Raw genomic sequence first — 14,701 nt, forward strand, 5'->3', positions numbered from 1 at the left:
CGCATGAGCCGGGCGGGAGCAAGGAAACGCGGTGCTGGCATTCCGGCCGCCGACTGAGCTGCCATCGTTCCCGCGATGCGGCAGGGGATGCGCCCCGGCACTGGTGGCATAGGCCCAAAACCCCGGCCGGCCGGCGAGGCGTGAGCCTCTTTCATCTGCGGACTACCGCTACGGGGCAAACGCCTCGCCGGTCCCGCTTCGTTCCCCACGGGGAACGGCTCTTTGAAACTCCGAAGCCCCTGGGGCTGTCGGATGCAGCGGGTTGTCCGGTCGTGAGCGGCCCCCTCAGACCTCGCCACGCCCTTGCCTATGACAGCAAAACCCCCTATATGCGCGGCGCGTCCGGAAAACCGGGCGTAATTCACACGCGAGCGAGGCGCCGCGGCACTAAGGCCGATGGTTCCAACCGGTGGCGGGACATCCCGTCGCAAACGCTCGCGGAGGCAAAACCGGTAAAGGAGCCATTTCATGGCATTGCCCGACTTTTCCATGCGTCAGCTGCTCGAAGCAGGTGTTCACTTCGGTCACCAGAAGCACCGCTGGAACCCCAAGATGGAGCGCCACATTTTCGGCGTTCGCAACGACATCCACATTCTCGACCTGTCGCAGACCGTTCCGGCCCTGCAGCGCGCGCTGCAGCTGATCTCGGATACCGTCGCTGACGGCGGTCGCGTGCTGTTCGTCGGCACCAAGCGCCAGGCCGCTCCGGTCGTGGCCGAGGCTGCCCGTCAGTCGGCCCAGTACTACGTCAACTCGCGCTGGCTCGGCGGCACGCTGACCAACTGGCAGACCATCTCGAACTCGATCGCGCGCCTGCGTGAACTCGAGGCGCAGCAGGCCGAAGGCGGCCAGGGTCTCACCAAGAAGGAGCTGCTGCTGCTCAGCCGTGAGCAGGAGCGCCTCGAGCGCGACCTCGGCGGCATCAAGGACATGGGCAACCTGCCGAACCTGCTGTTCGTGATCGACACCAACAAGGAAGCGAACGCCATCAAGGAAGCCAAGCGCCTTGGCATCCCGGTGATCGCGATCGTCGACTCGAACTCGGATCCCGACACTGTCGATTTCGCCATTCCGGGCAATGACGACGCGGCTCGCGCCCTCGAGCTTTACTGCTCGCTGGTGTCGCGCGCGGCCATCGACGGCATCGGCCGTTCGGCCGCCGGTCGCGGCGCCGACCTCGGGGCCTCTGCCGAGGCTCCGGAAGAGCCGGCGCTGAGCGCCGAAGACGCCGACACGTCGTCTGCCGCCAACTAAGTCCGGCTCGCCGGACTGAGAATTCCGAACAAAGGCGCGGCTCCGGTGCGGGGCCGCGGAAAGGTGATATCGAAATGGCTGTTACCGCTCAGCAGGTTAAAGAGCTCCGCGAACTGACCGGCGTGGGGATGATGGACTGCAAGAAGGCGCTCGAGGAGACCGCCGGCGACATGGAAGCCGCGGTCGATTGGCTGCGCACCCGTGGTCTCGCCAAGGCCGCCAAGAAGGCTGGCCGCGTTGCGGCTGAGGGCCTGGTCGGCGTGTCGATCGACGGCACCCGCGCCGCGATCGTCGAAGTGAACTCCGAGACCGACTTCGTTGCCCGCAACGACCAGTTCCAGTCGATCGTCAGCAACATCGCCAAGCTCGCGCTCGACGCGAACGGCGACGTGGGCAAGCTCAGCGAGATGCCGTACCCGGGTTCGGGTCGCTCCGCTTCGGCCGAGCTCACCGACGCGATCGCCAAGATCGGCGAGAACATGAACCTGCGCCGCACCGGCACCCTCGTGGTGAAGGATGGCGTGATCGGCTCGTACGTGCACAACACCGTGGCGCCGGGCCTCGGCAAGCTCGGCGTGATTGTCGGGCTCGAGTCGACCGGTGACAAGGGTGCGCTGAATGCCCTGGGCAAGCAGCTCGCTATGCACATCGCCAACACCAAGCCGCTGAGCGTGTCGCCCGACGACATCGATCAGGACGTGGTGGCCCGCGAGCGCGCCATCTTCACCGAGCAGGCCAAGGAATCCGGCAAGCCGGCCGAGATCGTCGAAAAGATGGTCGAGGGCCGCGTGCGCAAGTTCTACGAGGAAGTGACCCTGCTTTCGCAGGTGTTCGTGATCGACGGCGAGACCAAGATCGCCGACGTGGTCAAGAATGCCGAGAAGGATGCCGGCGCTCCGATCAAGGTGACGGGTTTCGTCGCCTATGCGCTCGGCGAAGGCATCGCCAAGGAAGAGACCGACTTCGCCGCTGAAGTTGCCGCCACTGCCGGCGTGAAGTAAGACGCGGGATAAGTTTCGGACGGGCTGGTCACCGGCCCGTCCGAATATGCCATAACCGCCTGCGATGCCCTGAGATTCGGGCACCGCTGCGCACCTCGGGAGACTGACGAATGGCCAAATCCGCCTACAAACGGATTCTGCTGAAAGTCTCCGGCGAAGTGCTTGCCGGCGACCAATCCTTCGGCATCGAGCCGAAATTCCTCCATGCCATGGCTGACCAGATCGCGGAAGTCGCCAAGAGCGGCGTCCAGGTGGCGATCGTCATTGGCGCGGGCAACATCTTCCGCGGCATGGCCGTGGCCGCCAAGGGCGGCGACCGGGTCACCAGCGACCTGATGGGCATGCTGGGCACCGTGATCAACTCGCTCGCCCTCGGTGACGCCATCGAGCAGAAGGGCCTGAAGGTCAAAGTCTATTCCAACGTGCCGATGGAAACCGTGGCCGACACGTTCACCGCCCGTGACGCGAACCTCGCGCTGGCAGACGGTTACGTCGTGGTGTGCGCCGGCGGCACCGGCAGCCCGTTCTTCACCACTGATACGGCTGCTGCGCTCAAGGCGATCGAACTGCGCTGCGACGTGCTGCTCAAGGGCACCAAGGTGGATGGGGTCTACTCGGAAGATCCCAAGAAGAACCCCAAGGCGCAGCGCTACGAGACGATCAGCCATGAAGAAGTGATCGCCCGGGACCTGCGCGTCATGGATACGGCGGCCTTCGCGCTTGCCCGCGACAACGGCTTGCCGATAATTGTTTATGCGCTCGACGACAAGGAAGGCCTAAAAGGCGTCCTGGCCGGCCGGGCGAGGAGTACGCGCGTCGGCTAAGACGCGGATATATCGAGGAGTTTACTATGGCTGAGGCTTTTTCTCTGCCCGCACTCAAGGACCGGATGCAGAAGACGATCGCTTCGCTGCGAGACGAACTCGCCGGGCTTCGTACCGGACGCGCCAGCGCCAGCCTGCTCGAGCCGGTTCAGGTCGAGGCCTATGGCGGCAAGATGCCGCTCAACCAGGTTGCGACCGTCACGGTGCCGGAATCCCGCATGCTCAGCGTCCAGGTGTGGGACCGTACCCTCGCCGGGGCCGTCGAGAAGGCCATCCGCAACTCCGGTCTCGGGCTCAACCCGGCGGCCGAAGGCGTGGTCATCCGCGTGCCGCTGCCGGAGCTCAACGAGGAACGCCGCCGCGAACTGACCAAGGTCGCGCACAACTATGCCGAGGGTGCGCGCGTTGCCGTGCGGCATATTCGGCGCGACGGCATGGATCTCCTCAAAAAACTCGAAAAAGACGGCGATATCAGTCAGGACGACGGACGCAAGCTCGGCGAACAGGTACAGCAGGCGACCGATGCCGCCGTTGCCGATGTCGACAATGTGCTCGCCGTCAAGGAACAGGAAATCATGCAGGTCTAGTATAGACCTGTAACGCGCTGCCCCTGGAGGGCGTCAATGTCCGCCGATACTGCCGTCGCCACGACGCTCAACGAGAAGCCTGGCCTCAAGATTCCCGCTCACCTGGCGGTCATCATGGATGGCAACGGCCGGTGGGCCAAGGCACGCGGCAAGGTGCGGACCGAGGGGCACGTCGAGGGCGTCAAGGCCCTGCGACGGCTCGTCGACCTCTCCATTCGGTATGGCGTCAAGCATCTGACGGTATTCAGTTTTTCATCGGAGAACTGGAGCCGACCGCGCGACGAGGTCAACTTCATCTTCGGCCTGCTTCACCGGTTCGTCGCATCCGATCTCGCGACCCTGCTCCAGAACAACGTCAGGGTGCGGATCATCGGGACCCGAGCGGGCCTCGACGACGCGCTGAAACGGCTGATCGACGAGGTCCAGTCCAAGACCGCCCGCAACACCGGTCTCGAGCTGATCGTCGCCTTCAACTACGGCGGCAAGTCCGAGTTGACCGAGGCGACGAGGGCGATAGCGCGAGCCGTGGCCTCGGGGGAACTCCGCGTCGAGGACATCACCGAGGAGACGATAGAGCAGGCGCTCTATACCTCGGGTATCCCGGATCCTGACCTGATCATCCGCACCAGCGGCGAGCGGCGGGTGTCGAACTTCCTGCTCTGGCAAGGCGCCTACTCGGAGCTGGTATTCGTCGAGGAGAACTGGCCAGACTTTGGCGAGCAGGTGTTCCTGAAGGCGCTCGACGAATACTCATCGCGCAGCCGGCGCTTCGGCGGGATCGAGTCGAGGAGCCAGTGAGCGCACCGGAGGACCAGCGTCCCCAGTTCAATCCGCTCGCCCGCCGGTCCTGGACGGACCTCGGCCCCCGCATCGCTTCGGCGGCCGTCCTGCTGCTGATCACCGCCGTTGGCCTCTATTTCGGATCCTACATTTTCGCCGCGCTCGTCGGGGCCGTATTCGCGGGCTGTTACCGCGAGTGGGAACGGATGGTCACGTTGCGGCCGCTTACCTCGATCGGTGGCGCCTTGATCGGTCTTCTCGTCCTGGCAGCGCTGATCTACCCGGCAGCCGGACCGCTGGCGTCACTTGCGGCCGTCGCCGTGGCGGCCATCGTCGCGGGCTTCGGCGCTCAGGGAACGCGGCTGTGGCGCGTCGCTGGCGTGGTGTTTTACGGCATCGTCATCATCGTGCTGATGATCATCCGGGGCGACGCGACGTGGAACCAGCCCGGCGTCTTCGACTCGGGGCTGTGGGCCGGGGTGCTGCTCGGCTCGGTGATCTGGGCCACGGATACCGGCGCCTACTTCACGGGTCGGCAGGTCGGCGGCGAGAAGCTGGCACCCGATATCTCGCCCTCCAAGACCTGGTCGGGAGCAATCGGCGGCTTCGCTCTCGGTACGCTGGTCGGGTTGGTGGTGTGGCTGCTGGTGGTGCCGCAGTCGCCCTGGTGGATCGGCCTAGTGCTATCCGCCGCGCTCAGCGTTCTCGGCCAGGTAGGGGATCTAGCCGAGAGCGCCATCAAGCGCCGGTTTCGGATCAAGGATTCCGGCGACATCATTCCAGGTCACGGTGGGCTGATGGATCGGCTCGACAGCCTGACCTTCGGCTCGCTTTTCATGTTTGCCGTGGGCGTGCTTCACGCGGGGTTTGGTGCCGTCGCTGCAGGCTTCCTGTTCTGGTAGGGCTGCGACGCTGCGCCGTATCGCATTCTTAACGCATTCGGCCCCTAGGTTCTCACAACTGCTGGGGCGCGCTCGGAACCGACGACATGGACTTTGCTTTCTGGCTGCTCTCGTACGTCGTGCCGTTTTTGGCGGTGCTGACCATCATCGTGTTCGTGCACGAGATGGGGCACTACCTGGTGGCGCGCTGGAACGGTATTGCCATCCAGGCCTTCTCGATCGGTTTCGGTCCCGAGCTCGTCGGTTTCAACGACAGGCACGGTACGCGCTGGAAACTCTCGGCAATTCCATTGGGCGGCTATGTCCGCTTCGTCGGCGACATGAACGCCTCGAGCATGCCGGATGAGGCTTTCATCGAGCGTGCCGGCCCGGAACTGGCCGGCCAGCTGTTCGTCAACAAGAACGTCTGGCAGCGCATTTCGGTGGTGGTCGCGGGTCCGGTGGCCAACATCATCTTCACCCTGCTGGTGCTTTACGCGCTGCTGCTCGGCTATGGGCGCTACACCATTCCAGCCGTGCTCGACACCGTTCCGGTTGAATCGGTCGCGGGGCAGGCGGGGCTTGCCGATGGCGACCTGATCCTGTCGGTCGACGGCTATGCCGTCCGCGGCTTCGAGGACTTTCAGCGCCTGATAGCTACGGCCCCCGAGCGTCAGGTGAGCATCACCTTCGAACGGGCAGGGCGTACCGAGACGGTCACGGCAGTACCAGAAGCGGTCTCGACCACAGATCGGTTCGGCAACGCGCATCGGATCGGCCGGCTCGGCGTGACGAAGAACGTCGAGCAGTCCGACGTGGTGCTCTACCGGCCCAACCCGGTCGAAGCGGTCGGCATGACCTTCGAGGAGGTCCGCTTCATCGTCGATCGCACGGTAGCCTTCCTCGGCGATTTCTTCGTCGGGCGCGGCGACGTCGAGCAGTTGGGCGGGCCGGTGAAGGTGGCCAAGGTTTCCGGTGAGGTGGCGAGCCTGGGCATTGTCGCGCTGATCAACCTTATGGCGCTGCTGTCGCTGAACATCGGCATTTTCAATCTCTTGCCGATTCCCATGCTCGATGGCGGACACCTGGCCTACTATCTCGTGGAAGCGATCCGCGGCCGCCCGCTGAGCCAGAAGGTTCAGGAGATCGGCTATCGGTTCGGCCTCGTCATCGTCTTCAGCCTGATGGCCTTCACGCTGATCAACGACCTGTTCTGATCGAATCCTTCGTTGGCCGGTACGCCAAACCGATCTGGTCACATTCCTGCCGCCCCTCGGACGCATTTGCCCGAATACCCCCGGGTGCCTGTTAACCCTTGGATAAGCTTAGTTTTCTAGGTGTTGCAGGAATGCACGAGGGCCAATCTTTCGCTAACCTCGAAGGCTGTCGCGGCTTGTCCGTGGTTAAAATTCCAGTAAAAGCTTTTGATGGAGTTAGCTGGGGACGCTGTGCATGGCGATTCCCGGCGTAGGTCGCACGAGGCAATAAGAATCATGACGAACCCGAAAAAGCTGATGCGCGGTATCTATCTGGCGCTCGCCCTCGTGGTGGCGGCGCCGCTTGCCGGCATCGGCGGTACATTCATCGGGGTCGATGCGGCCCAGGCCCAGCAGCAACGCCTCATCTCGGCGGTGCTGTTCGAGGGTAACAGTGGCTTCTCAGACGCTCAGCTGCTGGCGATGGTCAACGTCGCGGAGCAGGGGAGCTTTACCGAGGCCGGTCTTGCTGCGGATGCCGAGTCGATCCGGCAGGCCTATGTCGGCAAAGGCTACATGGGCGTGACGGTAACGCCGCGGGTCGAGCAGACCGAGAACGGTCGCTCGCGCATCACCTTCGTGGTCAACGAGGGTCAGCGTACCGGCATTGCCGCGATCAATTTCACTGGCAACAATGCGATCAGCTCCGGCACTCTGAAGTCCATCATCCGGACCCATGAGACGAGCCTGTTGAGCTGGCTGTTCCGCGACGACTCGTACAGCGAGGATCTGCTGACGATCGACCGCGGCCTGATCGAACTCTACTACATGAACCACGGTTACCCGGATGCGCAGGTAACGTCGGCAGTCGGTGAGTTCGACGCGGCCCGCAACGCGTATTTCGTGAACTTCACCATTTCCGAAGGCGAGCGCTATCGCTTCGGCGAGATCGGCGTCGAGACGTCGATCCCGGGGCTCAACCCCGATGCGCTGACGGGCACGATCCGCACCGGCAAGGGCGGTACCTATTCGCTCGCCGACCTGCAGAAGTCGCAGGAAGAGATGGCGTTCGAGGCGACGGCTCAGGGCTACGCCTTTGCAGACGTCCGCCCGCGTGTCGATCGTGACGTGGCCAACAGCACCTTCAACGTCACCTACCTGGTGGACGAAGGCGCACGCGTCTATGTCGAGCGCATCAACATCAGCGGCAACACCAAGACCCGCGACGCGGTTATCCGTCGTGAGCTGGATTTCGGCGAAGGCGACCCGTTCAACCGCTCGATGGTCCAGCGCGGCAAGTCCCGCATCGAAGGCCTCGGCTTCTTCAAGGTCGTCAATCTCGACCTGCAGCCTGGCAGCGCGCCTGACAAGGTGGTGATCAACATCACCGTCGAGGAGCAGTCGACCGGTGACTATGGTCTGACCGCGGGCTTCGACTCGAGCGCTGGCCTGCTGGGCGAAGTGTCGGTCACCGAGCGTAACTTCCTCGGTCGCGGTCAGTATGTCCGTGCCGCGGTGAGCGCCTCGGAGTCCGGCCAGAGCTTCGACTTCTCGTTCACCGAGCCCCGCTTCATGGGCCTGCGTGTCTCGTCGGGCTTCGACGCCTACTACAAGGTCGTCGGTGAGACCGACAGCAACATCTACGGCACCACCGCCATCGGCGGCCAGGTTCGCCTGGGGGCGCCGATTACCTCGGACCTCAATGGATCGGTGTTCCTCGGCCTCGAGCAGAAGACGATCGCAGACGTTGAAGGTACGCCGTCGGAAATCGTCGCGGACGGCGAACAATACGAGAAGGCCTGGGTTGGTTATTCGCTGGTCTACAATACTCTGGACGATACCAAGCATCCGACCGAAGGCCTGTATGCGACGTTCACGCAGCAGTACATCGGCTGGGACTACAACTTGCTCAAGAGTGAGGCCAAGGCGCGCTACTTCATGCCTCTGATGTCCGACTGGAATGTCATTGGCAGTGTCAAGGCCCAGGCAGGGTACATCACCTCGCTGGACAATAGCGGCGTGTTCCCCCTCGAAGCGTTCCGCAGCGCGGGTTCCCTCGTTCGTGGGTTCCAGAGTGGTGGCATGGGTCCGAGGACCACGGTCTCGGGCGAACGCCTGGGGTACACCGCTTATGTTGGTGCATCTGCTGAGATCGAGTTCCCAATTCCGGTGCTGCCGGAGACCTATGGCGTGCGTGGCGCAGTTTGGGCCGACGCGGCGCTGATCGACGGGAACGGGTCGTTTGACGCCCCGACCACGATTGCCGCCGGTAGTATCGACGACAACTTCAAGTCGTCGGTTGGTGCCTCGATCATCTGGGACAGCCCGTTTGGTCCGCTGCGTGGCGACTTCGCCTACGTGCTGAACAAGGCGACCGACGACAAGACTCAGGTCTTCTCGCTGACGCTGCAGCAGCTGCTGTAAATCGGTCGGCCGGCGCTCTGCGCCGGCTTCCCTCTCGGTATAGAGGCCGCGGCGCGGTTGCCCCGCGGCCTCTTTGTTGTGTAATGACAGCCATGGTCGACACGCGCTTCCACACATCGTCCGGTCCGATCGCGCTGAACGCGCTGCTGCGAACGCTTGCCAATCCGCCGACTGTCGAGGACGCGCGAGCCAACGGCTTGATAGTATCCGGTGCCGAGGAGCTTCATCTCGCCGACGGGGGCGAGCTGGCATTGGCCGCTCAGGCGAGCTACCGCGACGCCCTGGCGAGCACCGATGCCGGTGCGGTGATCGTTCACCCAAGCCTCGCGGCCTTCGTTCCAGAGACCGCTATCGCGATCGTCGACCCGCGGCCGCACGAGCTATTCGTCGACCTGCTCACCCGGCTTTACCCACTGGGGGTACGCGGAGAGGCCGGCGGGATGCTGGACGGAGCTGGTCCCGCACCGCTGGTCGAGGAGGGCGTGCGCCTCGGTGCCAATGTCGTGCTCGGCTCAGGCGTGGAGATCGGGCGCGGAACCGTCATCGGTGCGAACACCGTGATCGGAGCCGGCGTCACGATCGGCCGAAACTGCATCATCGGCGCCAACGTCAGCATCGAATTCGCGCACATCGGCAACAACGTAGTGCTGCATGCCGGCGCGCGGATCGGGACCGAAGGTTTCGGCTGGCTCGATCTCGGCCGCTCGAACCGCAAGATCCCGCAACTGGGCCGCGTGATCCTGCAGGACGCTGTGGAGATCGGCGCCAACACCACCGTCGACCGCGGCGCGCTGGGAGATACCGTGGTTGGCGAGGGCAGCAAGATCGATAATCTCGTGCAGATCGGCCACAATTGCCATATCGGCCGGCACTGCCTGATCGCCGCGCATTGCGGTCTCGCCGGATCGACGATACTGGAAGACTCGGTGATGCTGGGCGGGCGAGCTTCGTCGGCGGGGCATCTCACCTTGGGGCGCGGCACCATCGTGCTGGCGGGCTCAGGCGTGAACCGGGACTTTCCCGCGGGCTCGCGGATTGGCGGCAATCCAGCCCAAGATGCACGCAGGTGGTGGCGGGAAATCGCAACGCTAAGGCGGCTAGCGAAAGGGGACAAGAGTGGACGTGAAGACTGAGGCACCACCGGAGTCGGCCCATGAGCTGACGTCGATGGACATCCAAGACATTCTGCAGCACCTGCCGCACCGCTATCCGTTCCTGATGATCGACCGGATCATCGACGTCGATGGCGACAATTCGGGCATCGGCATCAAGAACGTCACCTTCAACGAGCCGATCTTCCAGGGCCATTTCCCGGGCGAACCGGTGTTCCCGGGCGTGCTGATCATCGAGGGGATGGCCCAGACAGCAGGCGCCATGGCAATCGCGGCGGGGGCCGACGGCGGCCAGAAGCACATCGTCTATCTGCTCACCGTGGACAAATGTAAGTTCCGCAAGCCGGCAAAGCCGGGCGACCGGATCGAATATCACATCAAGAAGCTGCGCCGTCGCATGACGATGGGATGGTTCGAAGCTAAAGCAATCGTCGATGGCGTGGTCATAGCCGAGGCCGAGGTCGGCGCTATGGTGAGCCTGTCAGACCGGTAATGGCGATCCATCCAACAGCGATCGTCGAGGCGGGCGCACAGCTCGGCGCGAACGTGAAGGTAGGGCCATTCTGCGTCGTCGGCAGCGACGTGGTGCTCGGAGACGATGTCGAGCTGGTCTCGCACGTCGTCGTGGTCGGGCGCACAACCGTCGGATCGCGCACGCAGATCTATCCCTTTGCCTCGGTCGGTCACCGGCCGCAGGACCTGAAATATGCAGGCGAGCCGTCGACGCTATCGATCGGCGCCGATTGCGTCATCCGCGAGCATGTGACGATCAATCCGGGGACGGCCGGTGGCGGCATGAAGACGGTGATCGGCGACCACTGCCTGCTGATGATCGGCTGCCATATCGGTCATGACTGCGTCCTCGGCAACCACATTATTCTCTCGAACAACGTTGGTATCGCCGGGCATTGCACCATCGACGACTACGTCATCATGAGCGGGCATTCCGGCTCGGCGCAGTTCGTCCACGTCGGCGCCCACGCCTTTATCGGCGGCATGACGAAGCTCGAGCGCGACGTCATTCCCTACGGCACCGTGCTCGGCAACCCCGGTAGCCTCTCGGGCATCAACCTCGTCGGGCTGAAGCGCCGCGGCTTCGATCGCGAAGCGATCCACAAGCTGCGCACCGCCTACCGGATGATCTTCGCCAGCGAGGGCACATTGCGCGAGCGTGTCGATGACGCAGCGGCGCTGTTTCCGGACGATGTACTCGTACAGGACGTCGTCAAGTTCATCACCAGCGCGGAGCGTTCGCTGACGCTGCCGACCAACGTCTTGAGCGACGACTGATGCCGAGGCGGCTCGCCGTGCTGGCAGGCTCCGGCGGGCTGGTCGCGCAGGTCGTCGAAGCCGCGCAACGGGCTGGCGATCGAGTGCAGGTGCTCACTTTCGAGGAGCGAGAGGCTATCCCCGGCGCGAAAATGGCGCGGGCGGATATCAGCAACCCGCTCGGCATCGTTTGGTCGCTGAAGACCTTTCGTGCCACGCATGTCGTGATGGCTGGTGGGTTGCATCTCAGTGACCGGCAACGCGAGGGGCTGGCGAAGTTCGCCACCGGTGGTGAGGCATCCGCCGCGCTTGGCGATGCGGCGCTGTCTGGCCTTGCAGGGGCGGTGAAGAAGTTCACCGGCGCCGACCTCCTCGGGGTGCACGAGATTGCGCCCGAACTCCTCGCCGAGGCCGGCTTGATCGCTGGTCCGGCGCCCGATGAGGCCGCCATTGCTGCGGCGCGGCTGGCAATAGCGGCGGCGCGGGAGGTGGGCAGGCTCGATATGGGGCAGGCGGCCGTAGTAGCCGGTGCGCGCGTCGTCGCGGCAGAGGATGTCGGCGGCACTGCGGAGTTGCTGAGCCGCGTGGCGGCGTATCGCCGGGCCGGGTTGATCGGCGACGGGCAGGGGCCGATTGTCCTGGGCAAGACCAGCAAGCCGCAGCAGCCGGCCTATGTAGATTTGCCCGCCATCGGTCCCGACACAGTGAGTGAAGCCGTCGCGGCGGGCGTCACCGTCATCGCGGTCGAGCCGCTCCGCACCCTGCTGATCGACCGGCTAACGCTGATCGCCGCGGCCGAGGCTCAGCGCGTGACTATCCTCGGCCTTGCACCAGATGCCTGAGGCCGTGCGGCTGTTCATCCTGGCCGGCGAGCCTTCGGCTGATCGCATCGGGGCCGACCTGGTGCAGCGGCTGCGGCGACGCACCAGCGTCGAACTCAGCGGTGTCGGCGGGCCGGAGTTGCGGGCCGAAGGTCTCGGCAGCCTCTTCCCGATGGAAAATCTCTCCGTCATGGGCTGGAGCGACGTGCTGAAGCGGCTGCCGTTGCTGCTGTGGCGCGTTAGGCAGACCGCCAAGGCCATCATCAGGCAGCGACCTGAAGTGGTGGTTCTCATCGATTCCCAGGTGTTCTCCAAGGCTGTCGCCAGTCGTGTGCGTCGGGCCGGTCTCGATATGCCGATCCTGCTCTACGTCGCGCCAACCGTGTGGGCGTGGCGCCCCGAGCGCGCTGTCGAACTGAAACCGCTATACAACGAAGTGCTCGCGGTGTTGCCGTTCGAGCCCAAGGTGATGGCGGAGCTCGGCGGGTCGCCGACCAGCTATGTCGGTCACCCTGCCATGGCTCGTTTCCCGATGCGGCCGGCGCAGCCGGAGCGCGGTCCGCTGCTACTGCTCCCGGGCAGCAGGGTTGGCGAACTGCGACGACACCTGCCGCTGATGCGCCAGGCGGCGGGGATGCTGCAGGCACACCCGCGCCTGACCGGCTTTGTCATTCCGACGCTGCCCTCGCTTGCCGATCAGTTGCGCGCCGAAGTGGCGACCTGGCCGGTGCCAGTGGAGATCGTCACCGGCGAGGCCAGGCAGGAGGCCTTCGCGTCCGCCTATGCTGCCTTCGCAGTAAGCGGCACGGTGACATTCGAGCTGGCGATGTCAGGCGTCCCCATGGTGGTCACCTACGTCGCCGACGCACAGCAGGCGAAACGCTATCGTGCGCTCGGGAGACGCGTGCAGATCGCGTTGCCGAACATCCTGCTCGGTCGCGAAGAGATACCGGAACTGCAGTTCGCGCCGGACGATGTGCGCTCACTTGAGCCGCTGGCGGCGCTGCTCGATAACCCTGAGATCGTGGCCGGGCAGGTCGAGGCATTTCACCATATCCGGACCCTGATGCAGAAAGGGGCGCCTGAGGCGCCCCTTGTCGATCCCGCCGAGCGGGTTCTGGCTCACACCGATCAGCGGCCGCTGATCGGCTCGTAGTCGCGGACCGGCGAGCCGTTGTAGAGCTGGCGCGGGCGGCCGATCTTCTTCTGCGGGTCGGCGATCATTTCCTTCCACTGCGCGATCCAGCCCACGGTGCGGCTGAGCGCGAAGATGGCGGTGAACATCGAGGTCGGGAAGCCGATCGCGTCGAGGATGATACCCGAGTAGAAATCCACGTTGGGATAGAGCTTCCGATCAACGAAATACTGGTCGGAGAGCGCGATCTTCTCCAGCTCCTTGGCAACCTGCAGCGTCGGCGACAGGTTGTCGGCACCGAGCTGGGCCAGCACCTCGTTGGCGGCCTGCTGCATCACCTTGGCGCGCGGATCGTAGTTCTTATAGACGCGGTGACCGAAGCCCATCAGGCGGAAGCCGGAGTTCTTGTCCTTGGCCTTGGCGATGAACTCGGGGATGCGGTCGACGGTGCCGATCTCCTTGAGCATGTTCAGCGCCGCCTCGTTGGCGCCGCCATGGGCAGGGCCCCAGAGGCACGCAACGCCCGCCGCGATACAAGCAAACGGGTTGGCGTCGGACGAGCCGGCGAGCCGGACCGTCGAGGTCGAGGCGTTCTGCTCGTGGTCGGCGTGGAGCGTAAAGATCAGGTCCATCGCACGCGCGACGACCGGGTTCACCACGAAATCCTCGGCCGGGACCGAGAAGCACATGCGCAGGAAATTCGACGCATAGTCGAGGTCGTTGCGCGGGTACACGAAGGGCTGGCCCACCGAGTACTTGTAGGCCATGGCGACGATCGTCGGGATCTTGGCGATCATGCGGATCGAGGCGATCTCGCGCTGCTGCGGATCGTTGATGTCGATGGAGTCGTGATAGAACGCCGCCATGGCGCCGACCACGCCGCAGACGATGGCCATCGGGTGCGCGTCGCGACGGAAGCCGCGGTAGAAATAGTGCATCTGCTCATGCACCATGGTGTGGCGGGTGACGCGCTGCTCGAAGTCCAGCATCTGCGCCTTGTTGGGCAGCTCGCCATAGAGCAGCAGGTAGCAGACCTCGAGGTAGTTCGACTTCTCGGCCAGCTGTTCGATCGGGTAACCCCGATACATCAGCTCGCCCTTGTCGCCATCGATATAGGTGATGGCGCTGTCGGTCGCGGCGGTCGAAGTGAAGCCCGGATCGTAGGTAAACATGCCGGTCTTGGCGTAGAGTGAGCGGATATCGATGACATCCGGCCCAACCGAGCCCGATAGCACCGGGAACTCGAAAGTCTGGTCCCCGATGGTGAGTTTGGCGACGGTATCGCTCATCTTCGCACTCCATGTTGGCCTTCTAGGGGCCCGCGGAAGGTGGGAGCGGGCAAGGCCGGATCGTCGTTAAGAGGCAGGTTCGGTTGGCGTAACCCATATACCCCACCTCTGCAACAGGTGGGTGAACA

At 64.2% G+C, this 14,701-nt stretch carries 14 protein-coding genes; 13 read left to right on the forward strand and 1 reads right to left on the reverse strand.

The genetic code is table 11. The features are described from left to right. Positions 1 to 468: 468 nt before the first annotated feature. From rpsB to AC1DYL_RS03095, 13 genes are all read left to right on the forward strand, one after another. On the forward strand, positions 469 to 1,254 hold the full coding sequence (gene rpsB / locus AC1DYL_RS03035; RefSeq protein WP_477158006.1) for a 30S ribosomal protein S2: 786 nt from the start codon (positions 469 to 471) through the stop codon (positions 1,252 to 1,254). Between the two features lie 74 nt (positions 1,255 to 1,328). Further along, on the forward strand, positions 1,329 to 2,255 hold the full coding sequence (tsf, locus tag AC1DYL_RS03040) for a translation elongation factor Ts (RefSeq protein ID WP_477172032.1): 927 nt from the start codon (positions 1,329 to 1,331) through the stop codon (positions 2,253 to 2,255). A gap of 110 nt (positions 2,256 to 2,365) precedes the next feature. After that, positions 2,366 to 3,079 carry a UMP kinase gene (gene pyrH / locus AC1DYL_RS03045; protein WP_477149404.1) on the forward strand — a complete coding sequence of 238 codons (714 nt, stop codon included), beginning with the start codon at positions 2,366 to 2,368 and terminating at the stop codon, positions 3,077 to 3,079. Positions 3,080 to 3,105: 26 nt separating this feature from the next. After that, the gene (gene frr / locus AC1DYL_RS03050) at positions 3,106 to 3,666 is read left to right on the forward strand and encodes a ribosome recycling factor (protein WP_477149403.1); all 561 of its coding nucleotides are present in this window, start codon (positions 3,106 to 3,108) and stop codon (positions 3,664 to 3,666) included. Between the two features lie 36 nt (positions 3,667 to 3,702). Next, entirely contained in the window at positions 3,703 to 4,464 is a 762-nt protein-coding gene (locus AC1DYL_RS03055; protein ID WP_477149402.1) for an isoprenyl transferase, read from the forward strand. Then, positions 4,461 to 5,348, forward strand: coding sequence for a phosphatidate cytidylyltransferase (locus AC1DYL_RS03060; protein WP_477149401.1), 888 nt, complete (start codon positions 4,461 to 4,463; stop codon positions 5,346 to 5,348). The genes AC1DYL_RS03055 and AC1DYL_RS03060 overlap by 4 nt, the downstream gene beginning before the upstream one ends. 86 nt (positions 5,349 to 5,434) lie before the next feature. Beyond that, positions 5,435 to 6,544 (forward strand): RIP metalloprotease RseP, encoded by a 1,110-nt coding sequence (gene rseP, locus AC1DYL_RS03065; RefSeq protein ID WP_477172033.1) that lies wholly within the window; start codon positions 5,435 to 5,437, stop codon positions 6,542 to 6,544. A gap of 276 nt (positions 6,545 to 6,820) precedes the next feature. Continuing rightward, the gene (gene bamA / locus AC1DYL_RS03070; protein ID WP_477172034.1) at positions 6,821 to 8,947 is read left to right on the forward strand and encodes an outer membrane protein assembly factor BamA; all 2,127 of its coding nucleotides are present in this window, start codon (positions 6,821 to 6,823) and stop codon (positions 8,945 to 8,947) included. A gap of 92 nt (positions 8,948 to 9,039) precedes the next feature. Next, entirely contained in the window at positions 9,040 to 10,080 is a 1,041-nt protein-coding gene (gene lpxD / locus AC1DYL_RS03075) for a UDP-3-O-(3-hydroxymyristoyl)glucosamine N-acyltransferase (protein ID WP_477172035.1), read from the forward strand. A 34-nt stretch (positions 10,081 to 10,114) separates the two neighbouring features. Next, a complete protein-coding gene (fabZ, locus tag AC1DYL_RS03080) occupies positions 10,115 to 10,552 on the forward strand; it encodes a 3-hydroxyacyl-ACP dehydratase FabZ (protein ID WP_477149417.1) in 438 nt (145 codons plus the stop codon). Further along, on the forward strand, positions 10,552 to 11,349 hold the full coding sequence (lpxA, locus tag AC1DYL_RS03085) for an acyl-ACP--UDP-N-acetylglucosamine O-acyltransferase (protein ID WP_477172036.1): 798 nt from the start codon (positions 10,552 to 10,554) through the stop codon (positions 11,347 to 11,349). Before fabZ ends, lpxA begins: the two co-directional genes overlap by 1 nt. Next, complete coding sequence (gene lpxI, locus AC1DYL_RS03090; RefSeq protein WP_477172037.1) at positions 11,349 to 12,170, forward strand: UDP-2,3-diacylglucosamine diphosphatase LpxI domain-containing protein; 822 nt, start codon at positions 11,349 to 11,351, stop codon at positions 12,168 to 12,170. Before lpxA ends, lpxI begins: the two co-directional genes overlap by 1 nt. After that, a complete protein-coding gene (locus AC1DYL_RS03095) occupies positions 12,163 to 13,305 on the forward strand; it encodes a lipid-A-disaccharide synthase (protein ID WP_477172038.1) in 1,143 nt (380 codons plus the stop codon). The genes lpxI and AC1DYL_RS03095 overlap by 8 nt, the downstream gene beginning before the upstream one ends. Here the strand turns inward: AC1DYL_RS03095 and AC1DYL_RS03100 are convergent. Continuing rightward, entirely contained in the window at positions 13,281 to 14,573 is a 1,293-nt protein-coding gene (locus tag AC1DYL_RS03100; RefSeq protein WP_477158016.1) for a citrate synthase, read from the reverse strand. The two genes, AC1DYL_RS03095 and AC1DYL_RS03100, sit on opposite strands and share 25 nt — an antisense overlap. Positions 14,574 to 14,701 lie beyond the last annotated feature (128 nt).

The organism is Devosia sp. P1_H9 (genome assembly GCF_056405135.1).

Bases quoted from the DNA above. Each gene is read 5' to 3' on its own strand.
- fabZ (WP_477149417.1), top strand. From the start codon at position 10,115: ATGGACATCCAAGACATTCTGCAGCACCTGCCGCACCGCTATCCGTTC.
- bamA (WP_477172034.1), top strand. From the start codon at position 6,821: ATGACGAACCCGAAAAAGCTGATGCGCGGTATCTATCTGGCGCTCGCC.
- lpxA (WP_477172036.1), top strand. From the start codon at position 10,552: ATGGCGATCCATCCAACAGCGATCGTCGAGGCGGGCGCACAGCTCGGC.
- frr (WP_477149403.1), top strand. From the start codon at position 3,106: ATGGCTGAGGCTTTTTCTCTGCCCGCACTCAAGGACCGGATGCAGAAG.
- lpxD (WP_477172035.1), top strand. From the start codon at position 9,040: ATGGTCGACACGCGCTTCCACACATCGTCCGGTCCGATCGCGCTGAAC.
- AC1DYL_RS03100 (WP_477158016.1), bottom strand. From the start codon at position 14,573: ATGAGCGATACCGTCGCCAAACTCACCATCGGGGACCAGACTTTCGAG.
- rpsB (WP_477158006.1), top strand. From the start codon at position 469: ATGGCATTGCCCGACTTTTCCATGCGTCAGCTGCTCGAAGCAGGTGTT.
- rseP (WP_477172033.1), top strand. From the start codon at position 5,435: ATGGACTTTGCTTTCTGGCTGCTCTCGTACGTCGTGCCGTTTTTGGCG.
- AC1DYL_RS03095 (WP_477172038.1), top strand. From the start codon at position 12,163: ATGCCTGAGGCCGTGCGGCTGTTCATCCTGGCCGGCGAGCCTTCGGCT.
- AC1DYL_RS03055 (WP_477149402.1), top strand. From the start codon at position 3,703: ATGTCCGCCGATACTGCCGTCGCCACGACGCTCAACGAGAAGCCTGGC.
- tsf (WP_477172032.1), top strand. From the start codon at position 1,329: ATGGCTGTTACCGCTCAGCAGGTTAAAGAGCTCCGCGAACTGACCGGC.
- pyrH (WP_477149404.1), top strand. From the start codon at position 2,366: ATGGCCAAATCCGCCTACAAACGGATTCTGCTGAAAGTCTCCGGCGAA.
- lpxI (WP_477172037.1), top strand. From the start codon at position 11,349: ATGCCGAGGCGGCTCGCCGTGCTGGCAGGCTCCGGCGGGCTGGTCGCG.